Here is a 22,521-nt window from a genome sequence, read left to right as displayed (position 1 = left end):
TACGGGCATGGCCTTTCAACATCCGATCTGGAGTCAAAATGTCCTCACGTAAAGAGCTTGCCAATGCTATTCGTGCGCTGAGCATGGACGCAGTACAGAAAGCCAAATCCGGTCACCCGGGTGCCCCGATGGGTATGGCTGACATTGCCGAAGTCCTGTGGCGTGATTTCCTGAACCACAACCCGACCAACCCGTCCTGGGCCGACCGCGACCGCTTCGTGCTGTCCAATGGCCACGGCTCAATGCTGATTTACAGCCTGCTGCACCTCACCGGTTATGACCTGCCGATGTCCGAACTGCAGAATTTCCGTCAGCTACATTCAAAAACCCCTGGTCACCCGGAAGTGGGCTACACCGCTGGTGTTGAAACCACTACCGGCCCGCTGGGTCAGGGTATTGCCAACGCCGTCGGGATGGCGATTGCCGAGAAAACTCTGGCGGCGCAGTTTAACCGTCCTGGCCACGACATCGTTGACCACTTCACCTACGTCTTTATGGGCGACGGCTGCATGATGGAAGGCATTTCTCACGAAGTGTGCTCTCTGGCTGGTACTCTGAAACTGGGCAAACTGATCGCGTTCTATGATGACAACGGTATCTCTATCGATGGTCACGTTGAAGGCTGGTTCACCGATGACACCGCGAAACGTTTTGAAGCCTACGGTTGGCATGTTATCCGTGGCATTGACGGTCATGATGCCGACGCCATTAAACGCGCCACGGAAGAAGCTCGCGCCGTGACTGACAAACCGTCCCTGCTGATGTGCAAAACCATCATCGGTTTCGGTTCGCCGAACAAACAGGGTACCCACGATTCCCACGGCGCGCCGCTGGGCGACGCGGAAATCGCGCTGACCCGCGAACAGTTGGGCTGGAAATACGCGCCGTTCGAAATCCCGTCTGAAATCTACGCCCAGTGGGATGCGAAAGAAGCCGGCCAGGCGAAAGAATCCGCATGGAACGAGAAATTCGCGGCTTATGAGAAAGCCTTCCCGCAGGAAGCTGCTGAATTCACCCGTCGTATGAAAGGCGACATGCCGGCTGACTTCGATGCGAAAGCGAATGAATTCATCGCTAAACTGCAGGCTAACCCGGCGAAAATCGCCAGCCGCAAAGCGTCCCAGAATGCCATCGAAGCCTTCGGTCCGCTGTTGCCGGAATTCCTCGGCGGCTCCGCTGACCTGGCACCGTCTAACCTGACCCTGTGGTCCGGTTCGAAAGCGATTAACGAAGATGCCGCAGGTAACTACATTCATTACGGTGTGCGCGAATTCGGTATGACCGCTATCGCCAACGGTATCGCCCTGCACGGCGGTTTCCTGCCGTACACCTCCACCTTCCTGATGTTCGTCGAATATGCCCGTAACGCAGTGCGTATGGCAGCGTTGATGAAACAGCGTCAGGTGATGGTCTATACCCACGACTCCATCGGTCTGGGCGAAGATGGCCCAACGCACCAGCCGGTCGAGCAGGTGGCAAGCCTGCGCGTAACGCCGAACATGTCCACATGGCGTCCGTGCGACCAGGTGGAATCCGCGGTGGCGTGGAAATATGGCGTAGAGCGTCAGGATGGCCCAACCGCGCTGATTCTGTCCCGTCAGAACCTGGCGCAGCAGGAACGTACTGAAGAGCAACTGGCGAATATCGCCCGCGGTGGTTACGTACTGAAAGATTGTGCGGGCCAGCCGCAGATTATCTTCATTGCGACCGGTTCTGAGGTTGAGCTGGCGGTTGCCGCTTACGAAAAACTGACTGCCGAAGGCGTGAAGGCGCGCGTGGTTTCCATGCCGTCCACCGACGCGTTCGACAAGCAGGATGCGGCCTACCGTGAAGCTGTCCTGCCGAAGGCGGTCTCTGCGCGCGTGGCGATTGAAGCGGGTATCGCTGACTACTGGTTCAAATACGTCGGCCTGAACGGCGCTATTGTCGGGATGACCACCTTCGGTGAATCCGCCCCGGCAGAGCTGCTGTTTGAAGAGTTTGGCTTCACGGTAGACAACGTGATCGCCAAAGCGAAAGCGCTGCTGTAATCCTTAATACGGCATGAAACGGGTCGCTTCGGCGACCCATTTTTTTTAGATACATTTATTTTATCGCTAACAAGGCTTCATTTGTGATTTTTATCACAATTTTGATATTTTATTATTTATTGAATTTGCAATTAACATCACAAAATGAAACTTGCTTTTTATTTTTATAATTATAACAGATTGTTTTATAGATAAATTATAATCATGCCATTTTAAGCGCTCGCTTTTTCGCCTGGATTGATTTCATTTTGCCGCCCGCGTATTTTATTTTTAACGACAAGTTGTACCCTAAAAATAAAATAAGGATAGTTTATGCGGTTAATAGATTATTTTCCTGAAGCATCTATTACAATAAGGCCATTGGCACAAAATTGGCAGGAAGCTGTTGATTTTTCCATGTCATCTCTTTTGGCTAATCGTTATATAAATGAAAATTATATTCAGGCTATCAAAGATTCAACAATCAGTAATGGTCCTTACTATATTCTGGCACCTGGTGTCGCGATGCCTCATGCTCGCCCCGAATGCGGCGCGTTAAAAACCGGGATGTCATTAACATTGCTCAGGCAGGATGTGCAGTTTACCGACGAGGATGACGGCATAAAATTATTAATCGGCCTGTCAGCAGCAGATTCAGATTCACATATTGGCGCTATCCAGGCGTTAAGCGAACTATTATGTGAAGAGGATGTTTTAGCGGCGTTATTAGCTGCGAAATCAGAAAAAGAGCTGGCGGATATTATAGCTCGCGCATAATTATTCTCTCCTTTACAGGATATTAATATGGAACACAAGTCTGCTCGTGCAAAGGTCCAGGCTTTTGGGGGATTTTTGACCGCGATGGTCATTCCCAATATCGGCGCTTTTATTGCCTGGGGTTTTATCACTGCATTATTTATTCCAACCGGGTGGATGCCAAACGAGCATTTCGCCAAAATTGTCGGCCCGATGATTACCTATTTACTGCCGGTAATGATTGGTTCTACCGGTGGACATCTGGTCGGTGGAAAGCGTGGCGCCGTGATGGGGGGAATTGGCACCATTGGCGTTATCATCGGCGCTGATATCCCCATGTTTCTTGGCTCAATGATTATGGGGCCTCTCGGCGGTCTGGTCATTAAATATATTGATCGGTTGCCGGAGAAGCGGATTCCCGCCGGTTTTGAGATGGTGATTAATAACTTCTCGCTGGGTATCGCCGGGATGATTTTGTGCCTGCTGGGTTTTGAAGTGATTGGTCCGGCGGTACTTATTGCCAATAACTTTGTGAAGGAGTGTATTGAATCATTGGTACATGCGGGCTATCTGCCGCTGCTGTCTTTAATCAATGAACCGGCAAAAATCCTCTTTTTGAACAATGCCATCGATCAGGGCGTTTATTATCCGTTGGGAATGCAACAGGCGTCGGAAACCGGAAAGTCCATTTTCTTTATGGTGGCCTCTAACCCGGGGCCTGGCTTAGGTTTGCTGCTTGCCTTTACGCTATTCGGCAAAGGAATGGCAAAGAAATCTGCGCCTGGCGCCATGATTATCCATTTCCTCGGGGGGATTCATGAGCTCTATTTCCCCTATGTGCTGATGAAGCCATTAACACTCATCGCCATGATTGCCGGCGGGATGAGCGGAACATGGGTGTTTAACCTGCTGGATGGCGGCCTGGTTGCAGGGCCAAGCCCGGGGTCAATTTTCGCTTACCTGGCGCTGACGCCGAAAGGTTCTTTCCTTGCTACGATTGCTGGCGTAACGGCGGGAACGGCAGTGACCTTTATTATCACCGCTTTCATTTTGAAAATGGAAAAAAGTAGCGAAGCCGACAGCGAAGATACTTTTAGTGATTCCGCTAAAGCGGTGAAAGCCATGAAGCAAGAAGGCAAATTTTCATATCGCGACGTGAAACGTATCGCCTTTGTCTGCGATGCGGGGATGGGCTCCAGCGCAATGGGCGCCACAACGTTCCGCCGACGTCTGGAAAAGGCGGGCCTGACTATCGACGTTAAACATTACGCTATCGAAAATGTACCGGATGATGCCGATATTATCGTTACCCACGCCAGCCTTGAAGGACGGGTTAAGCGAGTCAGCGATAAGCCCTTAATACTTATTAAAAACTATATTGGCGATCCGTGCCTTGATGATTTATTTAACCATTTGACATCGAATTAATATTTCAGGTTTCTGGAGTAAATATGAAAACGAAAGTAGCTGCTATATATGGCAAGCGGGATGTCCGTATCCGTGAGTTTGAATTACCCGACATTACGGAGAATGAACTGCTCGTAAGCGTAATTTCCGACAGCGTATGCCTCTCTACCTGGAAAGCCGCTTTATTAGGCAGTGAACATAAACGAGTGCCAGATGATCTGGAAAATCATCCAGTCATTACGGGGCATGAATGTGCTGGAATTATCGTCGAAGTAGGAAAAAATCTGACTGATAAATATAAAAAAGGACAGCGTTTTGTTTTACAACCGGCGATGGGCCTGCCGAGCGGTTATTCTGCTGGCTACAGTTACGAATATTTTGGCGGTAACGCCACGTACATGATAATCCCGGAAGTAGCGATTAATCTGGGCTGTGTTTTACCGTATCACGGCTCATATTTTGCCGCGGCATCGCTGGCGGAACCGATGTGCTGCATTATTGGCGCTTATAACGCCAATTACCATACAACACCTTATGTTTATGAACATCGGATGGGAGTCAAACCCGGCGGTAATATCGCGCTCCTGGCCTGTGCCGGACCGATGGGCATTGGTGCGATTGATTATGCCATTAACGGCGGGATCCAGCCGGCGCGAGTTGTGGTGGTCGATATCGATGAAGCCCGCCTGGCGCAGGCTAAAAAACTGCTGCCGGTCAAACAGGCCGCTGAGAAGGGCATTGAGCTTATCTATGTGAATACCGCGGGCATGGCTGATCCTGCTGCGCAACTTCGGACATTAACCGATGGCGCAGGATTTGATGATGTCTTTGTTTATGCCGCCGTTCCGTCCGTCGTTGAAATGGCTGACGATCTTCTCGCCGAAGACGGTTGCCTGAATTTCTTTGCCGGGCCGACAGATAGCCAGTTCAAGGTACCGTTTAATTTCTACAATGTGCATTACAACAGTACCCATGTCGTAGGGACATCCGGCGGCTCCACGGAGGATATGAAAGAGGCTATTACGTTAAGCGCAACAGGACAGCTTCAGCCTTCATTCATGGTGACGCATATTGGTGGGCTGGATGCAGTACCGGACACCGTACTCAACCTGCCGGATATTCCCGGCGGTAAGAAGCTTATCTATAACGGCGTCACCATGCCGCTGACGGCGATTACTGATTTCGCCGAAAAAGGAAAAACGGATCCGTTGTTCAGGGAGCTGGCGCGTCTGGTTGAAGAGACGCACGGTATCTGGAACGAAAAAGCGGAAAGATACCTGCTGGCGCAATTTGGCGTGGATATCGGGGAGGCGGCATGATGTCTCTGGCATGGCCGCTATTTCGCATTACGGAGCAGGCAGCACTGGCTGCCTGGCCGCAAACCGGATGCGGCGATAAGAACAGAATTGATGGGCTGGCTGTTACCGCGATGCGACAGGCATTGAATGATATCGCCATCCGTGGGCGGATCGTCATCGGCGAGGGGGAAATCGATCATGCGCCCATGTTGTGGATTGGCGAGGAAGTGGGTAACGGCGAGGGGCCGGAGGTGGATATCGCCGTCGATCCTATAGAAGGCACCCGAATGGTCGCCATGGGACAAAGTAATGCGCTGGCCGTCATGGCGTTTGCGCCCCGGGGCAGCTTGTTACATGCGCCCGATATGTATATGAAAAAGCTGGTTGTAAATCGGCAGGCGAAAGGCGTGATTAATCTGGCGTTATCGTTAACCGATAACCTGCGAAATGTCGCCAGGGCGCTAAATAAGCCGCTGGAGGATCTGCGTATGGTCACGTTAGATAAACCGCGGCTGAAACCGGCCATTACACAGGCGACGCAACTTGGGGTTAAGGTATTCGCTCTCCCCGATGGTGATGTGGCGGCCAGCGTCCTGACCTGTTTGCAGGATAACCCTTATGATCTGATGTATACCATTGGCGGCGCGCCTGAAGGCGTGATTTCCGCCTGTGCGGTAAAAGCGCTGGGCGGTGATATGCAGGCGGAGCTGCTCGACTTTTGTGAAGCGAAAGGGGACAACGCTGACAACCGCCTGGTGGCGCAACAGGAGCGTCAACGCTGCGAAGAAATGGGCGTTGCGGTTAACCGCGTCTACTCCCTTGACGAGCTGGCTGCCGGTAACGACATTCTCTTTAGCGCGACGGGCGTTACGGGCGGCGATCTGGTTAACGGGATCCAGCGGGTTGCGAACGGTGTGCGCACGCAAACTTTACTGATCGGTAGCGCAGATCGAACGTGTAATATTATAGACTCTCTGCATTCATGGTGACTTATCCCCGTCATTCTTCACGTTGCAAGTACGTTGGCGACGCGCGTTCACACCAGTCACTTACTCATGTAAGCTCCTGGTGGTTCTCTCTCTTGCCGCTTGTCTGCAACTCGAATTATTTAGGGTATATACTCTGGGCTTTTCAGGATGAAGGACGGTGGCAAGTCCACGCCCACCTGTAGCTTGAAAGACGATGAGTATATCGGGACACAAATGACGACGCTGACAGAAGACGATGTGCTTGAGCAACTGGATGCTCAAAATAATTTACTTTCGTTTATGACGACGGCACATAACATTTTGCTCCAGGGCATTAAGCGCTTTCTGCCGTCGCTGTTTGTCGATAATGATGAAGAAATTGTGGAATATGCAGTGAAGCCGTTACTCGCTCAAAGCGGGCCGCTTGACGATATCGACGTTGCATTACGTCTGATTTATGCGCTGGGGAAAATGGATAAATGGCTCTACGCTGACATCACCCATTTTTCTCAGTTTTATCAGTACCTGCATGAACAGGACGCGATTCCCGGTTTTGCCGACGACATTACCTGGGACTTCATCAGTAACGTTAACTGTATTACCCGTAATGCGCCCTTATATGGCGCGCTGGAGTCGATGAAGTTTGCCGACTTCGCTGCGTGGTCTGAGGTGCGTTTTACCGGTATGGTCAAAACGGCGATGGCGCTGGCGGTAACGACAATTTTAAAGGAATTAACGCCGTGAAAATCGCATTAACGGTTAATGGGCTGCACGTTGAAGCACATTATCATGATGATGAAATAGAGAAGGTTCACAAGCCCTTACTGCAACAATTGGCTAAAATACATGCCGCTAAACCTGAGCGCCGTACCATCGTTTTTCTTAGCGCGCCGCCCGGCACAGGCAAATCCACGCTGACCACCTTCTGGGAATATCTCTCTCGTCAGGATGCTGGCCTGCCGGAAATTCAAACGCTTCCCATGGATGGCTTTCATTACTATAACCGCTGGCTGGAGGCGCATCATTTACGTGCCTGTAAAGGCGCGCCGGAAACCTTTGACGTTGATAAGCTGGCGGAAAATCTGCGTCTGGTGCGGGCTGGCGAAGCGACCTGGCCGCAGTACGACCGACAGCGGCACGACCCGGTGGAACACGCTGTTGTGGTCACGGCGCCGATCGTGATTGTGGAAGGAAACTGGCTCCTGCGTGATGACGACAGATGGCGCGCGTTAGCGGAGTTTTGCGATTTCTCATTATTTATTCGCGCCCCGGCGGAAACCTTACGCGCCCGGTTGATTGGACGTAAACTGGCGGGAGGATTATCACAGGCGGAGGCGGAAACCTTTTATGAACGCACCGACGGCCCAAATGTGCGCCGGGTGCTGGAAAGTAGCCTGCCAGTCGATCTCATGCTGGAAATGACCTCTACGGGCGAATATCGGATGGCGTGTCCTTAATGATGTTACGCGGCGTTATCGCGCCATTATGCAGCCGTACCACCCGTGAAAAATGACGCCGGGTAAACGCAGCGTCATGGCTAATCGCGACGACGCTGGTTCCCCGTGCCCGGCATGTCGCCAGCCAGTGTTCAAATACGGTTAGCCAGTGGGCGTCAAAATCCCGGCTGGGTTCATCCAGCAATAACACAGGCGGCGCCATCGCCTCCAGACTGGCGACCGCCACCATCCGGCGCTGCGCGGCGTGCAGATCAAGCGGGTGCGCCTCGGCGACGTCCGTTAGCTGGCATAACCGCAGCGCGGCCTGCGTGCGCCGTGAAATTTCCTCCGCCGATAAGCGTTGTAGTTTCAGCCCAAAAGCGACCTCTTGTGCGACATTGCTGTGGAAAATCTGGTTTTCCGCTTCCTGAAATAGTACGCCGATAGCGGCGGCGCGTTGACGATTTTTAAGCTGCGCAATCGGCTCTCCATTAAGCGTTACCGAGCCGGAAGCGGGGGAAAGCAGGCCGGCCATAATCCGTAACAGCGTTGATTTTCCCGCGCCGTTATCGCCGGTCAACGCCAGCCATTCGCCGTCACGAAGTTCAAGCGAGATAGCGTGCAGACAGTCGGCTGCGGCATCCGGCCAGCGATAAGCGACCTGATTTAACGTCAACATAATGGGGTTAGCGCTCCGTCGCGCAATTGCCATACCCGCTGGCATCGCGTCAGAAAAGGAAAGTGATTACGTTCAAAAAGCACAATGAGAGAATGACGTTCCAGCGCCCACTGTTGTAACCGTTCCAGCAGTGTCCCGGTGGCCGCTGACGTCAGCCGACTGAAGGCTTCATCAAGAACTAATAATCTGGGCTGCATGGCAAGCGCGCTGGCAATCACTACCCGCTGCGTTTCGCCGCCGGAGAGCGTGCCGGGATGACGATGGCGTAACGACTGGCAGTTTGTCAGAGTCAGCGCCTCGTCAATGCGCCGTAGAATTTCCGCTTCATGGAGGCCGAGATTCTCCGGGCCAAACGCCACCTCTTCCTCTACGCTAAAGGTACAGCCGGAAAGCTGTAAATAAGGCGATTGCTGCACCAGCTGGATGGTGGGCGACTGTTCTACCAGCGGGAGCTGCCCGATAGGGACGCCAAGCAGTAAGCCTGTGCCGTCAATATCACCGGGGAGATAATCCGGATACCAGCCAGCCATCAGTTGCGCCAGCGTACTTTTTCCGCTGCCGTTATCGCCGACTATCGCCACTATTCCGGGTGTTGAATAGTGGAAATCAAAACATGCCGGCGGGCGTGTCGCATCGGACGGAAGATAACGAAACTGCTCTAACGTAACCATATCCATACTCCCGCTTCCGCCAGTATTAGCAGTACCATGCCATACCGCGCAACCCGTTGTAACACGCTATCTTTCGGTGCCCACAGCGTGGTTCGGGCTCGATGCAGCCGAAACCCCCGCATATCCAACGCCGCGCCACGTATTGTCAGATCGTTAAGCGCATTTTGCGTAAGCGGCACGATCAGCGCAGGCATTGCCCGTAGCCGCTGATACCAGCCTTCATCCAGAGGTACGCCGCGCGCGCGCTGGGCTTCATAAACGATCGTCAGTTGCCGTTTGAGCTGTTCGACGACCAGCAGCGGGCCAGCGAACAGGTAAGCGATGCCGGGGGGCAGACGTGAAGCGAACAGGGCGCGAATAAACCGCTGAACCGGCACATACTGCATCCATAGCTGCGACGTCGACACGATCGCCAGCAGGCGTAGCCATAGCGTAACGGCATATATCCAGCGCTGCGGATCGCGAGGCTGCCCGCTTATCCATTCCGTTAGCCAACCGCCATGTACCAGCCATAGCCCAAACCCTAAAGACAGCATCAGCCAGGCGACATACTTCGTCCGCCGCCGCGTTGATTTCAGCGCCAGCAGACAGAGGAAGGCCGCCGCGCTATAAACCGGGAGCACGGTCTGCGCAGGGAGTAGCAGCGTGGTGCAGGCCGCCAGCGCCCATAAGGTTAACGAGGTAAACGGATGCATTTAGCGTACGGCTGACATCGCAGGAAAATGCCGTGTCGTACGTAACGGTAGCTGACGCAGCAGCACCCAAACGATGATCGCCGTCAGAATTTTATCGACCAGATTAGCGCCTATGACAGTAATCGCGACAGACTCCACCAGGTTTTGGCCCATTGAATGCATCCAGGCGACGAACAAATCAGCGCCGCTACCGGTAACGCCGCCAAAAAGCGCGATACGAAGCGGTACGGCGACCAGTGTCACCGCTAACGTAATGACGACCCCGCTGACGATCACTTTGGGCAGGGTACGAAACCAGCCTGCGCGCGCCAGCCACCCGGCGACCAGACCGATAACCATCGCTACCGGGGCAAACGCGGCAGCGATAGGATCGGTAAGCAGCCCCCACAGCAAGTTGGTCAGAAGCCCAGTCAACATGCCGATGAACGGCCCTAACAGTACCGCACTAATTAAGGTGCCGATCGAGTCGAGAAAAATAGGCAGCTTCAACATGCTAATAAGCTGTCCGCCAATCATATTGATGGCAATAGCGATGACAATCAGCACCAGAGACTGGCTGGAAAACGGGCGACGCGCCATAAAGTACCTCTTAAAGAGTCGTCAATTAACGGGAAGAAATATGCAGTTCGTCATAACCGGAAATGGCGCACGGTTGGCGGCTGAACGTCAGCGCTGGCAGCTCGCCGATAACCAGTTCCAGCGTGGTACGCACGGTACACCCTGGCATCATATGGCCGCCGAGCATGGCCCCGTAGGGATCCGATACCGCGAGATGCAGATGCTCGCCGGTCAATTCAAGCGTGCCGTTTAGCGAGATAACTTCAAACGTGCCGGTGAGCGATGTGGTCGCCTCTTGCCCGGCATAACGCAGCGCAACATCGGCCAGACTGCCGGTACACCCTGCTATCCAGGCTGCACGTAATTGGTTCTGTTGCACAAAGGCGTGTAATTGGGAAAACACTTCCTGGCCGGGAAGCAGACGAAGCGCGTAAAAGCGCGCTGTAGAGGCATTGTGGTGAGATACAATCATCGTTACAGGACTCCGAGACTCGGACGTGGCGCTGATAATATAGACGCTGGCGACAGCGCTTTCTGATATAAATCAGTATTTGTGACGCGACGATGAAAAGATCTGACGGATGAACTGGTGATTCTTAAATATGGAATAAATTGCAGCGTAAGCGGCCATGAAATGTGATGCAGGTCAGATAACTGTCTTCTTCGACTGGACAAACATTCCTTTTATTCCCCGTTTCGCTTATTCTAGCTGAAGCGTTTCAGTTAATTAAATGTTCGACAATTAACCAATCAGTCGCAGTTTGCGACAGGTGAGGTTTTACTCGACGATGAGCTGCATTACTCTGTCAGCCTCATCTGAATCGGGATAGCCTTGCAGGAGACCTATGACCGTACGCATAGCGATTAATGGCTTTGGTCGCATCGGGCGTAACGTGGTTCGTGCTTTGTATGAATCCGGACGTCGGGCGGAAATTACCGTGGTGGCCATCAACGAGCTGGCGGATGCCGCAGGCATGGCGCATTTGTTGAAATACGATACCAGCCACGGGCGTTTTGCATGGGAGGTTCGCCACGAGCGCGAGCAGCTTTTTGTTGGCGACGATGTCATTCGTATTCTGCATGAACGAACGCTGGCGGATCTGCCGTGGCGCGAACTGGGCGTGGATGTCGTGTTGGATTGTACGGGCGTATATGGCAACCGGGAGCATGGCGAGGCGCATATTGCCGCTGGCGCGAAGAAAGTGCTCTTTTCTCATCCGGGCAGCAACGATCTTGACGCCACCGTCGTTTTTGGCGTGAACCAGAACCAACTGCGTGCGGAACATCGTATTGTCTCAAACGCGTCCTGTACCACGAATTGCATAATCCCCGTCATTAAATTGTTGGATGATGCTTACGGCATCGAGTCTGGTACCGTCACGACGATCCACTCCGCGATGAACGATCAGCAGGTGATCGACGCGTATCACTCCGATCTACGGCGCACGCGCGCGGCCAGCCAGTCGATTATCCCGGTAGATACAAAACTGGCGGCAGGCATTACGCGTATATTCCCGCAGTTTAACGACCGTTTTGAGGCGATTGCCGTGCGCGTTCCAACCATTAATGTGACGGCGATCGATTTAAGCGTGACGGTGAAAAAACCAGTAAAAGCCAGTGAAGTCAACCAGTTGCTGCAAAAAGCAGCACAAGGTGCATTTCATGGTATAGTTGACTATACGGAATCACCGTTGGTCTCGATAGATTTTAACCACGACCCGCACAGCGCCATTGTTGATGGCACGCAAACCCGGGTCAGTGGCGCCCACCTGATCAAGACGCTGGTCTGGTGCGATAATGAATGGGGCTTTGCTAACCGGATGCTCGACACCACGTTAGCGATGGCCGCAGTTGGTTTCAGGCTCGACGCGTCAGCGTCGACAAAACTTTAAGCATCATTGAGAGGATTCACCATGTCTGTAATTAAGATGACCGATCTGGATCTGGCCGGGAAACGCGTTTTTATCCGTGCGGATCTGAACGTACCTGTTAAAGAAGGGAAAGTGACCAGCGACGCGCGTATCCGCGCCTCTCTGCCGACCATCGAACTGGCTCTGAAACAGGGCGCGAAAGTGATGGTAACCTCCCACCTGGGTCGTCCTACCGAAGGCGAGTACAACGAAGAATTCTCTCTGCTGCCGGTTGTTAACTACCTGAAAGACAAACTGTCTAACCCGGTTCGCCTGGTCAAAGATTACCTGGACGGCGTTGACGTGGCCGAAGGTGAGCTGGTGGTTCTGGAAAACGTTCGCTTTAACAAAGGCGAAAAGAAAGACGACGAAGCGCTGTCTAAAAAATATGCCGCCCTGTGTGACGTATTCGTGATGGACGCCTTTGGTACTGCGCACCGCGCGCAGGCTTCTACCCACGGTATCGGCAAATTTGCTGACGTCGCGTGCGCAGGCCCGCTACTGGCCGCTGAACTGGATGCGCTGGGTAAAGCGCTGAAAGAGCCGGCTCGTCCGATGGTGGCTATCGTTGGTGGTTCTAAAGTATCTACCAAACTGACCGTTCTGGATTCCCTGTCTAAAATCGCTGACCAGCTGATTGTCGGCGGCGGTATCGCCAATACCTTCGTTGCCGCTCAGGGCCACAGCGTCGGTAAATCCCTGTACGAAGCTGACCTGGTTGACGAAGCAAAACGTCTGCTGACCACTTGCGATATCCCGGTTCCGACCGATGTTCGCGTTGCCACTGAGTTCTCCGAAACCGCACCGGCGACTCTGAAATCCGTTAACGACGTGAAAGAAGACGAGCAGATCCTGGATATCGGCGATGCTTCCGCTCAGCAGCTGGCTGAAATCCTCAAGAATGCCAAAACCATTCTGTGGAACGGCCCGGTTGGCGTGTTTGAGTTCCCGAACTTCCGTAAAGGGACTGAAATCGTGGCAAATGCCATCGCTGATAGCGAAGCGTTTTCCATCGCTGGCGGCGGCGACACCTTGGCGGCAATCGACCTGTTCGGCATTGCTGACAAAATTTCCTACATTTCTACTGGCGGCGGCGCATTCCTCGAATTCGTGGAAGGTAAAGTTCTGCCAGCCGTAGCGATGCTCGAAGAGCGCGCTAAGAAGTAATCGTTACGGGCAGGGATTCCTGCCCGTTGATTTATTGCCGATCTGACATTCAGGGCGGCCCGTGTTTTTTCCCAAAGCCCGACGATACAGGACAACGAAACATGTCTAAAATTTTTGATTTCGTAAAACCAGGCGTGATCACTGGTGATGACGTACAGAAAGTGTTCCAGGTAGCAAAAGAAAACAATTTTGCTCTGCCGGCAGTTAACTGCGTGGGCACTGATTCCATCAACGCTGTTCTGGAAACCGCTGCAAAAGTTAAAGCACCGGTCATCGTTCAGTTCTCCAACGGCGGCGCTTCCTTCATCGCGGGTAAAGGCGTGAAAACTGACGTACCTCAGGGCGCGGCAATCCTGGGCGCTATCTCTGGCGCGCATCACGTTCACCAGATGGCTGAGCACTACGGTGTTCCGGTTATCCTGCACACTGACCACTGCGCGAAGAAACTGCTGCCGTGGATCGACGGTCTGCTGGACGCGGGTGAAAAACACTTCGCGGCTACCGGTAAACCGCTGTTCTCTTCTCACATGATCGACCTGTCTGAAGAGTCTCTGCACGAAAACATCGAAATCTGCTCCAAATACCTGGCGCGCATGTCCAAAATTGGCATGACTCTGGAAATCGAACTGGGTTGCACCGGTGGTGAAGAAGACGGCGTGGACAACAGCCACATGGACGCTTCTGCCCTGTACACCCAGCCGGAAGACGTTGATTACGCGTACACTGAGCTGAGCAAAATCAGCCCGCGTTTCACCATTGCCGCTTCCTTCGGTAACGTACACGGCGTTTACAAGCCGGGTAACGTGGTTCTGACCCCGACCATTCTGCGTGATTCTCAGGACTATGTTTCTAAGAAACACAACCTGCCGCACAACAGCCTGAACTTCGTTTTCCACGGCGGTTCCGGTTCTACTGCTCAGGAAATCAAAGACTCCGTAAGCTACGGCGTAGTGAAAATGAACATCGATACCGATACCCAATGGGCAACCTGGGAAGGTGTTCTGAACTACTACAAAGAAAACGAAGCGTATCTGCAAGGTCAGCTGGGCAACCCGAAAGGCGAAGATCAGCCGAACAAGAAATACTATGACCCGCGCGTATGGCTGCGTGCTGGCCAGACTTCGATGATCGCTCGTCTGGAAAAAGCATTTAAAGAACTGAACGCGATTGACGTTCTGTAATGTAGTCTGTTGATTAAAATGGCTTCCCTCGGGAAGCCATTTTTTTATCGTTATTTCCGGAGAGCGGCGTTAACGCTTTCATCCGGCCAACTCACAGTGTGCCTGCCTTTTTGGGGATGATGCCGAAAAATGGCATATTCCTCTGTTTTTGTTTACCTTTAAAAAGTTCTTTTCGTGAGAATGATCTCATTTGCTTGTTTTGCTATGACCAAGGAATATTGAATGGAAGATTTGAATGTTGTCGACAGCATAAATGGTGCGGGCACCTGGCTGGTACGCAACCAGGCGTTATTGCTCAGCTATGCTGTGAATATTGTTGCGGCTATCGCTATTATCATCATCGGCTTGATTGTAGCGCGCGTGATCTCCAATACGGTAAATCGTCTGATGCGTGCGCGTCATATTGATGCGACAGTGGCCGACTTTCTTTCTGCGCTGGTGCGCTATGGGGTTATCGCTTTTACGCTGATTGCGGCTCTGGGTCGCGTGGGGGTTCAAACCGCCTCGGTTATTGCCGTACTGGGCGCCGCCGGTTTAGCCGTTGGCCTGGCATTACAGGGATCGCTTTCTAACCTTGCGGCTGGGGTATTGCTGGTTATGTTCCGTCCGTTCCGCGCCGGTGAGTATGTCGATTTGGGCGGCGTTGCCGGTACGGTACTGAACGTGCAAATCTTTTCCACGACAATGCGCGCGGTAGACGGCAAAATTATTGTGATTCCGAATGGCAAAATTATCGCGGGAAATATCATCAACTATTCTCGTGAGCCGGTTCGCCGTAACGAATTCATTATTGGGGTGGCCTACGATTCGGATATCGATCAGGTGAAACAGCTGCTAACGACGATTATCGAGTCCGACGATCGTATTTTAAAAGATCGCGAAATGACGGTACGTTTGAATGAGCTGGGCGCCTCATCAATTAATTTTGTGGTGCGTGTCTGGAGTAAAAGCAGCGACCTGCAAAATGTCTACTGGGACGTGCTGGAACGTATTAAACGTGAATTCGACGCCGCTGGTATTAGCTTCCCGTACCCGCAGATGGACGTCAATTTTAAACGTGTGAAAGATAACGCCGCGGAGTAATTTTTCTCTCGCGCTGCCTGCCGGCGCTGCGCTTATCCGCCTCCAGTATTCTCTGGTTATTGAGCGGATAAGCGTAGCCGCCATCCGTTATTCAGTCTCTTCATTAGCTTTTCTTATTAGTGATTAAAATTATCAATTTCCGCTAATAATATTCCCGCGCTATAGTCTGCCTTTAAGAAAAACAGCTCAGGGTAGTTAACGTGATATCTTATTATTTTCAAGGGTTTGCCCTTGGCGCCGCCATGATCCTTCCGCTTGGCCCGCAAAATGCGTTTGTGATGAATCAGGGAATCCGTCGCCAGTACCACCTCATGATAGCGCTGCTTTGCGCGTTAAGTGATTTAGTCCTGATTAGCGCCGGTATTTTTGGCGGTAGCGCGTTACTGATGCAGTCGCCATGGCTGCTGGCGCTGGTCACATGGGGCGGGGTCGCGTTCTTGTTATGGTACGGTTTTGGCGCGCTGAAAACGGCAATGAGCAGTAATCTGGAGCTGGCCAGCGCCGAGGTTATGAAGCAGGGGCGCTGGAAAATTATTGCTACGATGCTGGCGGTAACGTGGCTGAATCCGCACGTTTATCTGGATACGTTTGTCGTGTTGGGCAGTCTCGGCGGGCAACTGGCTATGGAGCCAAAGCGCTGGTTTGCTCTCGGCACGATTAGCGCGTCGTTCTTATGGTTTTTTGGGTTAGCGCTACTGGCGGCCTGGCTTGCGCCTCGACTGCGTACGGCGAAAGCTCAACGCATTATCAACATTCTGGTTGGGGTGGTGATGTGGCTTATCGCCTTCCAACTGGCGCGGGAAGGCGTCGCGCATATGCACGCGCTTTTCAACTAAGCGTTGTCTGATGGACAACAGGCCGATATACGCTAAGCTTGCCTGCATGCGCCCTGTATATCAGGGCAATGACTGCAATATGGAGGAGAGACTGTGAAGTTCAAAGTGATGGCCCTGGCGGCATTAGTGGGTTTAAGTGCAATGTCGGCGCAGGCAAGCGAACTGCCGGAAGGCCCGCACATCGTGACTTCCGGTACGGCAAGCGTCGATGCTGTGCCTGATATCGCCACCTTAGCGATTGAAGTGAACGTCGCGGCGAAGGATGCGGCGACGGCGAAGAAGCAGGCCGATGAGCGCGTGGCGCAATATCTTTCCTTCCTTGAGCAAAATCAGATTGCGAAAAAAGACATTAGCGCGGCGAATCTGCGCACGCAGCCGGATTATGATTACCAAAACGGTAAAAGCATTCTGAAAGGATATCGCGCGGTGCGAACCGTTGAGGTGACGCTGCGTCAGTTAGATAAACTCAATTCGCTGCTGGACGGCGCGCTGAAGGCGGGTCTGAACGAGATTCGTTCGGTATCGCTGGGCGTGGCGCAACCGGACGCCTATAAAGACAAGGCCCGTAAAGCCGCCATTGATGACGCGATTCATCAGGCGCAAGCGCTGGCAGCCGGTTTTAACAGCAAATTGGGGCCGGTTTACAGCGTTCGTTACCATGTCTCTAATTATCAGCCGAGTCCGGTGGTGCGAATGATGAAAGCCGCAGATGCTGCGCCGGTATCCGCGCAGGAAACTTACGAGCAGCCGACCATTCAGTTCGACGATCAGGTCGATGTGGTATTCCAGCTTGAACCTGGAACAGGGCAGACGTCGACAACGGCCGCCAGCACGCAGTAATCTCGCCCGGCCTGGGCGCTTCCAGGCCGCGTTTTCTCCCGGTGTTCTCGGTTTTTGCCGCCTGAACGCAATGATTTTGTGATGAATTTCAAAGAGGTGACGAGGGAATAATGGGTCATGCAGGCCGGATAAGACGTTCACACCGCCATCCGGCATTCATAGAGAGGCTAATCCTGACGCAGCACCTTGTGCCCGTACTCCAGCAGCGCGTCGGTCACTTTGCGCATCATCCGGCTTTCCGGGGCAAAGCGGTGCCAGTAAAGCATCCGGCGTTGTAGCAAACCAGGCGTTAAGTTGATCAACTCGCCGCTTTCCAGCTCTTTCTCAATCTGCAGGTGAGGGATCATGCAGCAGGTCGTGCCCTGACGCGCAAGCTGTACAAACGCTTCGGATGAATTAACGATATGGCACGGCACGCTGCCGGGCGGTAGATCGAAATTCTGTTGCAAAAAGGCCTGATGCATATCATCCAGATGGTCGAACGCGACGGCGGGCGCTTTCAGCAGCGACGACCGGGTAACGCCATTGGGGAAATAGCGCTCGGCAAACGGCTTTGACGCGACAAACAGATAGTCGAGCGCGCCCAGTTTGTCCACCAGGCAACTGGGCAGCGCCTGATGCTGAATACTCACCGCGCCCACCACCTCGCCGCGACGCAGACGTTCTTGCGTGCGCGTTTCATCTTCCACTTGTAAATTGAGACGGATAGGGGAGTCCGCCAGCACCGGCGCCAGCGCCGGAAGCAGCCAGGTCGCCAGACTGTCGGCGTTAACCGCCAGCGATAGCAGCAGCGGCGTAGAGCCGGTTTGTTCATCGCCCAGCCACTCTTCTTCCAGCAGTTCAACCTGACGCAGCAGAGCCAGTAATTTTTGCCCTTGCTCCGTGGGGCGAGGAGGAACGGTACGCACCAACAAAGGTTGTCCGAACATATTCTCAAGCTGTTTTATGCGCTGTGAGACGGCGGATTGCGTGATGCACAGCTTCTGGGCGGCGCGCTCGAATCCTCGTTCACGTATAACGGCATCCAGCGCCTGTAGTGTTCTGTAGTCCGGACGTTTCATTGTTGTGTCATGCTCCTGTTATTTTTTCCGCACTATGACATAAATTTGCCGTCGGTACAGATGAAATCCGTAGCCTGTGTACGGACACGGAGATTTTTCCCGACAATGTTCTATAATGCGGCTGTATTTTCACACCACAGGCGAAACGATCTATGACGCAGGATGAACTGAAAAAAGCGGTAGGATGGGCGGCACTTCAGTATGTACAGCCCGGCACCATTGTGGGCGTTGGTACAGGCTCAACGGCCGCACACTTTATTGATGCGCTGGGCACAATGAAAGGCCAGATTGAAGGCGCGGTCTCCAGCTCGGACGCCTCGACTGAAAAACTCAAAGGCCTCGGTATTCATGTGTTTGATCTCAACGAAGTGGATAGCCTGGGTATCTATGTCGATGGCGCGGACGAAATCAACGGTCATATGCAGATGATCAAAGGCGGCGGCGCGGCATTAACCCGTGAGAAAATTATTGCTTCCGTGGCGGAGAAATTTATCTGCATTGCGGATGCCTCTAAGCAGGTAGATATTCTTGGCAAATTCCCGTTGCCGGTCGAAGTGATTCCGATGGCGCGCAGTGCGGTCGCTCGTCAACTGGTGAAGCTGGGCGGGCGTCCGGAGTACCGTCAGAACGTGGTCACGGATAACGGCAACGTGATTCTGGATGTTTATGGTATGGAAATCCTTGATCCCATCGCGCTGGAAAACGCCATTAACGCGATTCCGGGCGTCGTGACCGTAGGGTTGTTCGCCAACCGTGGCGCCGATGTCGCACTGATCGGCACGCCGGACGGGGTGAAAACCATCGTAAAATGATCCCGCCAGGCGTATTTCCTGCCGCGTAAAAAATTCGGTCAGGGCAAATTTGGTGACATGTATCACGTTTAATCGTTTGCCCTGCCGATCCCTCCAAAGAAAAAGTTATTCCCGGTATTTTCATCTGCTATTTCCCGTTGTATACGATTCCTTCACGACGCTGGCGCAAACGTTCATATTGCCGTGATAATTTTTTTTGATATGTTGAAGGACGGATGCAAATCCACACACAACATCAGATGGCAAAAAAAGACAGGATCGGGGAAATGGCAAAGGTATCGCTGGAGAAAGATAAAATTAAATTTCTGCTGGTTGAAGGGGTGCATCAAAAGGCGCTGGAAAGCCTTCGTGCGGCAGGTTACACCAACATTGAATATCACAAGGGCGCGCTGGACGCTGAACAGTTGAAAGCGTCCATCCGCGATGCCCACTTCATCGGTCTGCGATCCCGTACTCATCTGACAGAAGAAGTGATTAACGCCGCAGAGAAGCTGGTGGCGATTGGCTGTTTTTGCATCGGCACCAACCAGGTGGATTTAAATGCGGCGGCAAAACGCGGTATTCCGGTTTTTAACGCGCCATTCTCGAATACCCGTTCCGTGGCGGAGCTGGTGATTGGCGAGCTATTGCTGCTGCTGCGCGGCGTGCCGGAAGCGAACGCCAAAGCGCACCGCGGCGTATGGAATAAACTGGCGGCGGGATCGTTCGAAGCGCGCGGTAAAAAGCTTGGCATTATCGGTTACGGCCATATCGGAACGCAGTTGGGCATTCTGGCGGAATCGCTGGGGATGCATGTCTATTTCTATGATATTGAAAATAAACTGCCGCTTGGTAACGCAACTCAGGTGCAGCACCTGTCTGAATTGCTGAATATGAGCGATGTGGTCAGTCTGCACGTACCTGAAAACGCCTCCACCAAAAACATGATGGGCGCAAAAGAGATAGCCCTGATGAAGCCGGGTTCGCTGCTGATTAACGCCGCGCGCGGTACGGTGGTAGATATCCCGGCTTTGTGCGACGCGCTGGCGACGAAACATCTGGCGGGGGCGGCTATCGACGTCTTCCCGACGGAACCGGCCACTAATAGCGATCCGTTTACCTCTCCGCTGTGCGAATTCGATAACGTGATCCTGACGCCGCATATCGGCGGCTCGACGCAGGAGGCGCAAGAAAACATCGGTCTGGAAGTCGCAGGAAAACTGATTAAGTACTCGGATAACGGCTCGACGCTGTCCGCTGTGAACTTCCCGGAAGTGTCGCTGCCGCTGCACGGCGGTCGTCGCCTGATGCACATCCACGAAAACCGCCCGGGCGTATTGACCGCGCTTAACCAGATCTTTGCCGAGCAGGGCGTTAACATTGCCGCACAGTATCTGCAAACCTCCGCCCGAATGGGGTATGTGGTAATTGATATAGAAGCCGATGGCGATGTGGCGGAGAAAGCGCTGCTGGCGATGAAGGCGATTCCGGGCACCATTCGCGCCCGTCTGCTGTACTAATTTCCTCTAAATGGGCAGGAGATGACCTGCCCATCCTTTCTTCTGGTTTCCCTGCCTCAACATCTCTTCGTGTAACGCATACATTCTGTTTTCGAGCCTTGCCGCAATTGGTAATTAAAGGCAGCGTTGCGTGTTGTACAGCAATAAAAGGAATTTACGATAAGGGCTCAGCATAGCGCTGAAACGGGAAAGCCCCTACCGAAGCAGGGGCTCTAAAAAGGAAAGGGACGATGATGAGATACGTCATCATGCTGCTGATCCTGTTAATCATCGCTACGCCAGCATATTAACAGAGAGTACGCAGGAGGGAGGTTCGCCTCCCTCACCCTTCACCGAGAAATTTAGGTCAAAAAAGCGACGCTGTCAATTGGCAAAACACGGCTACCACTCCCAAATTTTGGACGGCGTCACCACCGCAGGCAGCGGGATATCCCACTCTTCAACCGGCAGCTTTTCTACTAACTGGCAATCATGCGCGTAGCCCACGGGCTGGATCTTATGCTGCTGCCAGTTTTGCAACGTACGGTCATAAAATCCGCCGCCCATCCCCAGGCGCTGCCCGTCTTCGTCAAACGCCACTAATGGTGTTACCAGCACATCCAGCTTTGCCAGCGGCAATACGTCGCGGACATCAAGCCGTGGCTCCTGGATCTTTAAGCGGTTGGTCACCAGCGCACTCTGCGGATGATAGTGCAGGAACAGGAGGTTGCCAGGGCTAAAGGGATGAAGAACCGGAAGGTAGACGCGCTTGCCCGCTTGCCATAGCTGTTCTATCAGCGGCTGGGTGTCGAGTTCGCCATCAAAGGAGAGAAACACGGCGACAGTGTGTGCCATCACGACGGGAGGAAAGCTGAGCATTCGGGCGGCGGCCTGTTGACCAAAGCGGCGTTGCTGCTCTGGCGTCAGCGCACGGCGACGTTGCCGAATCATTCGGCGGATTTCTTGTCGTGATAAAGAGAGTTCGGGAAGTTGCGTCATGGCTGTCGCCAGTCAGAAGGGGAATCTCCGAGATGCCGCCGCAGGCTGTAACCCTTGAACCCTTGGTTCAAGGTGAATGTGTCGTCACAGTTTTAAGGCTTCTCGGACGAACCGAGCATGCTCACCAACCGCGGAGCGCCACATTCTTGTGGTATGAAATATCGGCTCAGGGGACTGGCCCGCTTGCAAACATCTCAGAGAAATTCTGTTTTCACAATCACTTTACCATAGTAAAGCGAAAAGTGTTATTCAAAGTTTTGGCCCGTTTTTTCGGTTATGCGACCTTGATCAAGCAACGCCTGTTCGATGGTCTGTTGTAGCATCCGAATACGTTGTTCCATGCTCGCCGCGTAATCGCGGGTCTTCGCTTTTTCCTGAGTTAACTCATAGCTGATATTCAATGCGGCAATGAAAACCAACTGCTCAGTATTTGTGACTCTAGTGCGAACTTTCAGATCTTGCAACCGCTGATTCAGATCGTCCGCAGCCTGATTCAACGCATCCCTTTGGTCAGGCGGGCAATTCACTCGCAGTGAACGGCCAAATATTTGGATATCGACGGGTTGTGCAGACATGCCACCTTCCTGCTGATTGACTGCGCTGCCTTCGTCTCCAGACCCAGGGTCCGCGAAGGGGCGACACTATAGCTACCCTGGTGTGAAGATACAAGCCCTTTT

23 protein-coding genes and 1 other RNA gene are annotated in these 22,521 nt (G+C 53.0%); 15 read left to right on the top strand and 9 right to left on the bottom strand.

Annotated elements, in window-relative coordinates:
• Positions 1–38 precede the first annotated feature (38 nt).
• The 7 genes from tkt to NAZ64_RS05690 all read left to right on the top strand — a co-directional run bounded on the left by tkt (position 39) and on the right by NAZ64_RS05690 (position 7,895).
• Positions 39–2,030, top strand: coding sequence for a transketolase (gene tkt, locus NAZ64_RS05720; protein WP_000098647.1), 1,992 nt, complete (start codon positions 39–41; stop codon positions 2,028–2,030).
• Between the two features lie 312 nt (positions 2,031–2,342).
• Entirely contained in the window at positions 2,343–2,786 is a 444-nt protein-coding gene (gene cmtB / locus NAZ64_RS05715) for a PTS mannitol transporter subunit IIA (RefSeq protein ID WP_001518319.1), read from the top strand.
• 27 nt (positions 2,787–2,813) lie between these two features.
• The gene (locus NAZ64_RS05710; protein WP_220569636.1) at positions 2,814–4,193 is read left to right on the top strand and encodes a PTS mannitol transporter subunit IIBC; all 1,380 of its coding nucleotides are present in this window, start codon (positions 2,814–2,816) and stop codon (positions 4,191–4,193) included.
• 23 nt (positions 4,194–4,216) lie between these two features.
• Complete coding sequence (locus NAZ64_RS05705; RefSeq protein ID WP_000853171.1) at positions 4,217–5,491, top strand: zinc-binding dehydrogenase; 1,275 nt, start codon at positions 4,217–4,219, stop codon at positions 5,489–5,491.
• The gene (glpX, locus tag NAZ64_RS05700) at positions 5,488–6,459 is read left to right on the top strand and encodes a class II fructose-bisphosphatase (protein WP_001519647.1); all 972 of its coding nucleotides are present in this window, start codon (positions 5,488–5,490) and stop codon (positions 6,457–6,459) included. The genes NAZ64_RS05705 and glpX overlap by 4 nt, the downstream gene beginning before the upstream one ends.
• A gap of 213 nt (positions 6,460–6,672) precedes the next feature.
• Positions 6,673–7,182 carry an MltR family transcriptional regulator gene (locus NAZ64_RS05695; RefSeq protein ID WP_000209974.1) on the top strand — a complete coding sequence of 170 codons (510 nt, stop codon included), beginning with the start codon at positions 6,673–6,675 and terminating at the stop codon, positions 7,180–7,182.
• Positions 7,179–7,895, top strand: coding sequence for a nucleoside/nucleotide kinase family protein (locus NAZ64_RS05690; RefSeq protein ID WP_220569637.1), 717 nt, complete (start codon positions 7,179–7,181; stop codon positions 7,893–7,895). The genes NAZ64_RS05695 and NAZ64_RS05690 overlap by 4 nt, the downstream gene beginning before the upstream one ends.
• Here NAZ64_RS05690 and NAZ64_RS05685 read toward each other — a convergent pair.
• Genes NAZ64_RS05685 through NAZ64_RS05665 form a run of 5 tightly spaced genes read right to left on the bottom strand, consistent with a single transcriptional unit; the run spans position 7,864 to position 10,949 of the window.
• Entirely contained in the window at positions 7,864–8,553 is a 690-nt protein-coding gene (locus tag NAZ64_RS05685; protein WP_023210130.1) for an ABC transporter ATP-binding protein, read from the bottom strand. The genes NAZ64_RS05690 and NAZ64_RS05685 overlap by 32 nt on opposite strands.
• Positions 8,547–9,224, bottom strand: a complete 678-nt coding sequence (locus tag NAZ64_RS05680; protein WP_001534176.1) for an ABC transporter ATP-binding protein — start codon at positions 9,222–9,224, stop codon at positions 8,547–8,549. The genes NAZ64_RS05685 and NAZ64_RS05680 overlap by 7 nt, the downstream gene beginning before the upstream one ends.
• Positions 9,212–9,919, bottom strand: coding sequence for an energy-coupling factor transporter transmembrane component T (locus NAZ64_RS05675; RefSeq protein WP_220569638.1), 708 nt, complete (start codon positions 9,917–9,919; stop codon positions 9,212–9,214). The genes NAZ64_RS05680 and NAZ64_RS05675 overlap by 13 nt, the downstream gene beginning before the upstream one ends.
• Entirely contained in the window at positions 9,920–10,498 is a 579-nt protein-coding gene (locus tag NAZ64_RS05670; protein ID WP_483640884.1) for an ECF transporter S component, read from the bottom strand.
• 25 nt (positions 10,499–10,523) lie between these two features.
• Positions 10,524–10,949, bottom strand: a complete 426-nt coding sequence (locus NAZ64_RS05665; protein WP_183059929.1) for a PPC domain-containing DNA-binding protein — start codon at positions 10,947–10,949, stop codon at positions 10,524–10,526.
• A gap of 373 nt (positions 10,950–11,322) precedes the next feature.
• On the opposite strand from NAZ64_RS05665, the gene epd reads away from it, so the two are divergent.
• The 6 genes from epd (at position 11,323) to NAZ64_RS05635 (ending at position 17,494) form a co-directional block, all read left to right on the top strand.
• Entirely contained in the window at positions 11,323–12,369 is a 1,047-nt protein-coding gene (gene epd, locus NAZ64_RS05660) for an erythrose-4-phosphate dehydrogenase (protein ID WP_000218338.1), read from the top strand.
• A gap of 21 nt (positions 12,370–12,390) precedes the next feature.
• Entirely contained in the window at positions 12,391–13,554 is a 1,164-nt protein-coding gene (gene pgk, locus NAZ64_RS05655; protein WP_000111274.1) for a phosphoglycerate kinase, read from the top strand.
• A gap of 101 nt (positions 13,555–13,655) precedes the next feature.
• On the top strand, positions 13,656–14,735 hold the full coding sequence (gene fbaA, locus NAZ64_RS05650; RefSeq protein ID WP_000034386.1) for a class II fructose-bisphosphate aldolase: 1,080 nt from the start codon (positions 13,656–13,658) through the stop codon (positions 14,733–14,735).
• A 222-nt stretch (positions 14,736–14,957) separates the two neighbouring features.
• Entirely contained in the window at positions 14,958–15,818 is an 861-nt protein-coding gene (locus tag NAZ64_RS05645; RefSeq protein ID WP_000389833.1) for a small-conductance mechanosensitive channel MscS, read from the top strand.
• 200 nt (positions 15,819–16,018) lie between these two features.
• Complete coding sequence (argO, locus tag NAZ64_RS05640) at positions 16,019–16,654, top strand: arginine exporter ArgO (RefSeq protein WP_000626863.1); 636 nt, start codon at positions 16,019–16,021, stop codon at positions 16,652–16,654.
• Positions 16,655–16,747: 93 nt separating this feature from the next.
• The gene (locus NAZ64_RS05635) at positions 16,748–17,494 is read left to right on the top strand and encodes an oxidative stress defense protein (RefSeq protein WP_000669854.1); all 747 of its coding nucleotides are present in this window, start codon (positions 16,748–16,750) and stop codon (positions 17,492–17,494) included.
• Between the two features lie 167 nt (positions 17,495–17,661).
• On the opposite strand, the gene argP is transcribed toward NAZ64_RS05635, so the two are convergent.
• On the bottom strand, positions 17,662–18,555 hold the full coding sequence (gene argP, locus NAZ64_RS05630; protein ID WP_000828345.1) for a DNA-binding transcriptional regulator ArgP: 894 nt from the start codon (positions 18,553–18,555) through the stop codon (positions 17,662–17,664).
• Positions 18,556–18,707: 152 nt separating this feature from the next.
• Here argP and rpiA point away from each other — a divergent pair, with 152 nt between their 5' ends.
• On the top strand, positions 18,708–19,367 hold the full coding sequence (gene rpiA, locus NAZ64_RS05625) for a ribose-5-phosphate isomerase RpiA (protein WP_000189741.1): 660 nt from the start codon (positions 18,708–18,710) through the stop codon (positions 19,365–19,367).
• Between the two features lie 266 nt (positions 19,368–19,633).
• Positions 19,634–20,866, top strand: a complete 1,233-nt coding sequence (gene serA, locus NAZ64_RS05620; RefSeq protein WP_001151627.1) for a phosphoglycerate dehydrogenase — start codon at positions 19,634–19,636, stop codon at positions 20,864–20,866.
• A 381-nt stretch (positions 20,867–21,247) separates the two neighbouring features.
• Here serA and NAZ64_RS05615 read toward each other — a convergent pair whose 3' ends face one another.
• The 3 genes from NAZ64_RS05615 to zapA all read right to left on the bottom strand — a co-directional run bounded on the left by NAZ64_RS05615 (position 21,248) and on the right by zapA (position 22,419).
• Positions 21,248–21,844 carry a 5-formyltetrahydrofolate cyclo-ligase gene (locus NAZ64_RS05615; RefSeq protein ID WP_001519554.1) on the bottom strand — a complete coding sequence of 199 codons (597 nt, stop codon included), beginning with the start codon at positions 21,842–21,844 and terminating at the stop codon, positions 21,248–21,250.
• A gap of 20 nt (positions 21,845–21,864) precedes the next feature.
• Positions 21,865–22,048, bottom strand: a non-coding RNA gene (gene ssrS, locus NAZ64_RS05610) — 6S RNA.
• A gap of 41 nt (positions 22,049–22,089) precedes the next feature.
• On the bottom strand, positions 22,090–22,419 hold the full coding sequence (zapA, locus tag NAZ64_RS05605) for a cell division protein ZapA (RefSeq protein WP_001276011.1): 330 nt from the start codon (positions 22,417–22,419) through the stop codon (positions 22,090–22,092).
• Positions 22,420–22,521: the final 102 nt, after the last annotated feature.

The organism is Salmonella sp. A1325 (assembly GCF_056991255.1).
This window is presented reverse-complemented; position numbering and strand designations above follow the sequence as displayed.

Coding starts and splice junctions, on each gene's coding strand:
- tkt (WP_000098647.1), top strand. CDS start 39: ATGTCCTCACGTAAAGAGCTTGCCAATGCTATTCGTGCGCTGAGCATG.
- cmtB (WP_001518319.1), top strand. CDS start 2,343: ATGCGGTTAATAGATTATTTTCCTGAAGCATCTATTACAATAAGGCCA.
- NAZ64_RS05710 (WP_220569636.1), top strand. CDS start 2,814: ATGGAACACAAGTCTGCTCGTGCAAAGGTCCAGGCTTTTGGGGGATTT.
- NAZ64_RS05705 (WP_000853171.1), top strand. CDS start 4,217: ATGAAAACGAAAGTAGCTGCTATATATGGCAAGCGGGATGTCCGTATC.
- glpX (WP_001519647.1), top strand. CDS start 5,488: ATGATGTCTCTGGCATGGCCGCTATTTCGCATTACGGAGCAGGCAGCA.
- NAZ64_RS05695 (WP_000209974.1), top strand. CDS start 6,673: ATGACGACGCTGACAGAAGACGATGTGCTTGAGCAACTGGATGCTCAA.
- NAZ64_RS05685 (WP_023210130.1), bottom strand. CDS start 8,553: ATGTTGACGTTAAATCAGGTCGCTTATCGCTGGCCGGATGCCGCAGCC.
- NAZ64_RS05680 (WP_001534176.1), bottom strand. CDS start 9,224: ATGGTTACGTTAGAGCAGTTTCGTTATCTTCCGTCCGATGCGACACGC.
- NAZ64_RS05675 (WP_220569638.1), bottom strand. CDS start 9,919: ATGCATCCGTTTACCTCGTTAACCTTATGGGCGCTGGCGGCCTGCACC.
- NAZ64_RS05670 (WP_483640884.1), bottom strand. CDS start 10,498: ATGGCGCGTCGCCCGTTTTCCAGCCAGTCTCTGGTGCTGATTGTCATC.
- NAZ64_RS05665 (WP_183059929.1), bottom strand. CDS start 10,949: ATGATTGTATCTCACCACAATGCCTCTACAGCGCGCTTTTACGCGCTT.
- epd (WP_000218338.1), top strand. CDS start 11,323: ATGACCGTACGCATAGCGATTAATGGCTTTGGTCGCATCGGGCGTAAC.
- pgk (WP_000111274.1), top strand. CDS start 12,391: ATGTCTGTAATTAAGATGACCGATCTGGATCTGGCCGGGAAACGCGTT.
- fbaA (WP_000034386.1), top strand. CDS start 13,656: ATGTCTAAAATTTTTGATTTCGTAAAACCAGGCGTGATCACTGGTGAT.
- NAZ64_RS05645 (WP_000389833.1), top strand. CDS start 14,958: ATGGAAGATTTGAATGTTGTCGACAGCATAAATGGTGCGGGCACCTGG.
- argP (WP_000828345.1), bottom strand. CDS start 18,555: ATGAAACGTCCGGACTACAGAACACTACAGGCGCTGGATGCCGTTATA.
- rpiA (WP_000189741.1), top strand. CDS start 18,708: ATGACGCAGGATGAACTGAAAAAAGCGGTAGGATGGGCGGCACTTCAG.
- serA (WP_001151627.1), top strand. CDS start 19,634: ATGGCAAAGGTATCGCTGGAGAAAGATAAAATTAAATTTCTGCTGGTT.
- NAZ64_RS05615 (WP_001519554.1), bottom strand. CDS start 21,844: ATGACGCAACTTCCCGAACTCTCTTTATCACGACAAGAAATCCGCCGA.
- zapA (WP_001276011.1), bottom strand. CDS start 22,419: ATGTCTGCACAACCCGTCGATATCCAAATATTTGGCCGTTCACTGCGA.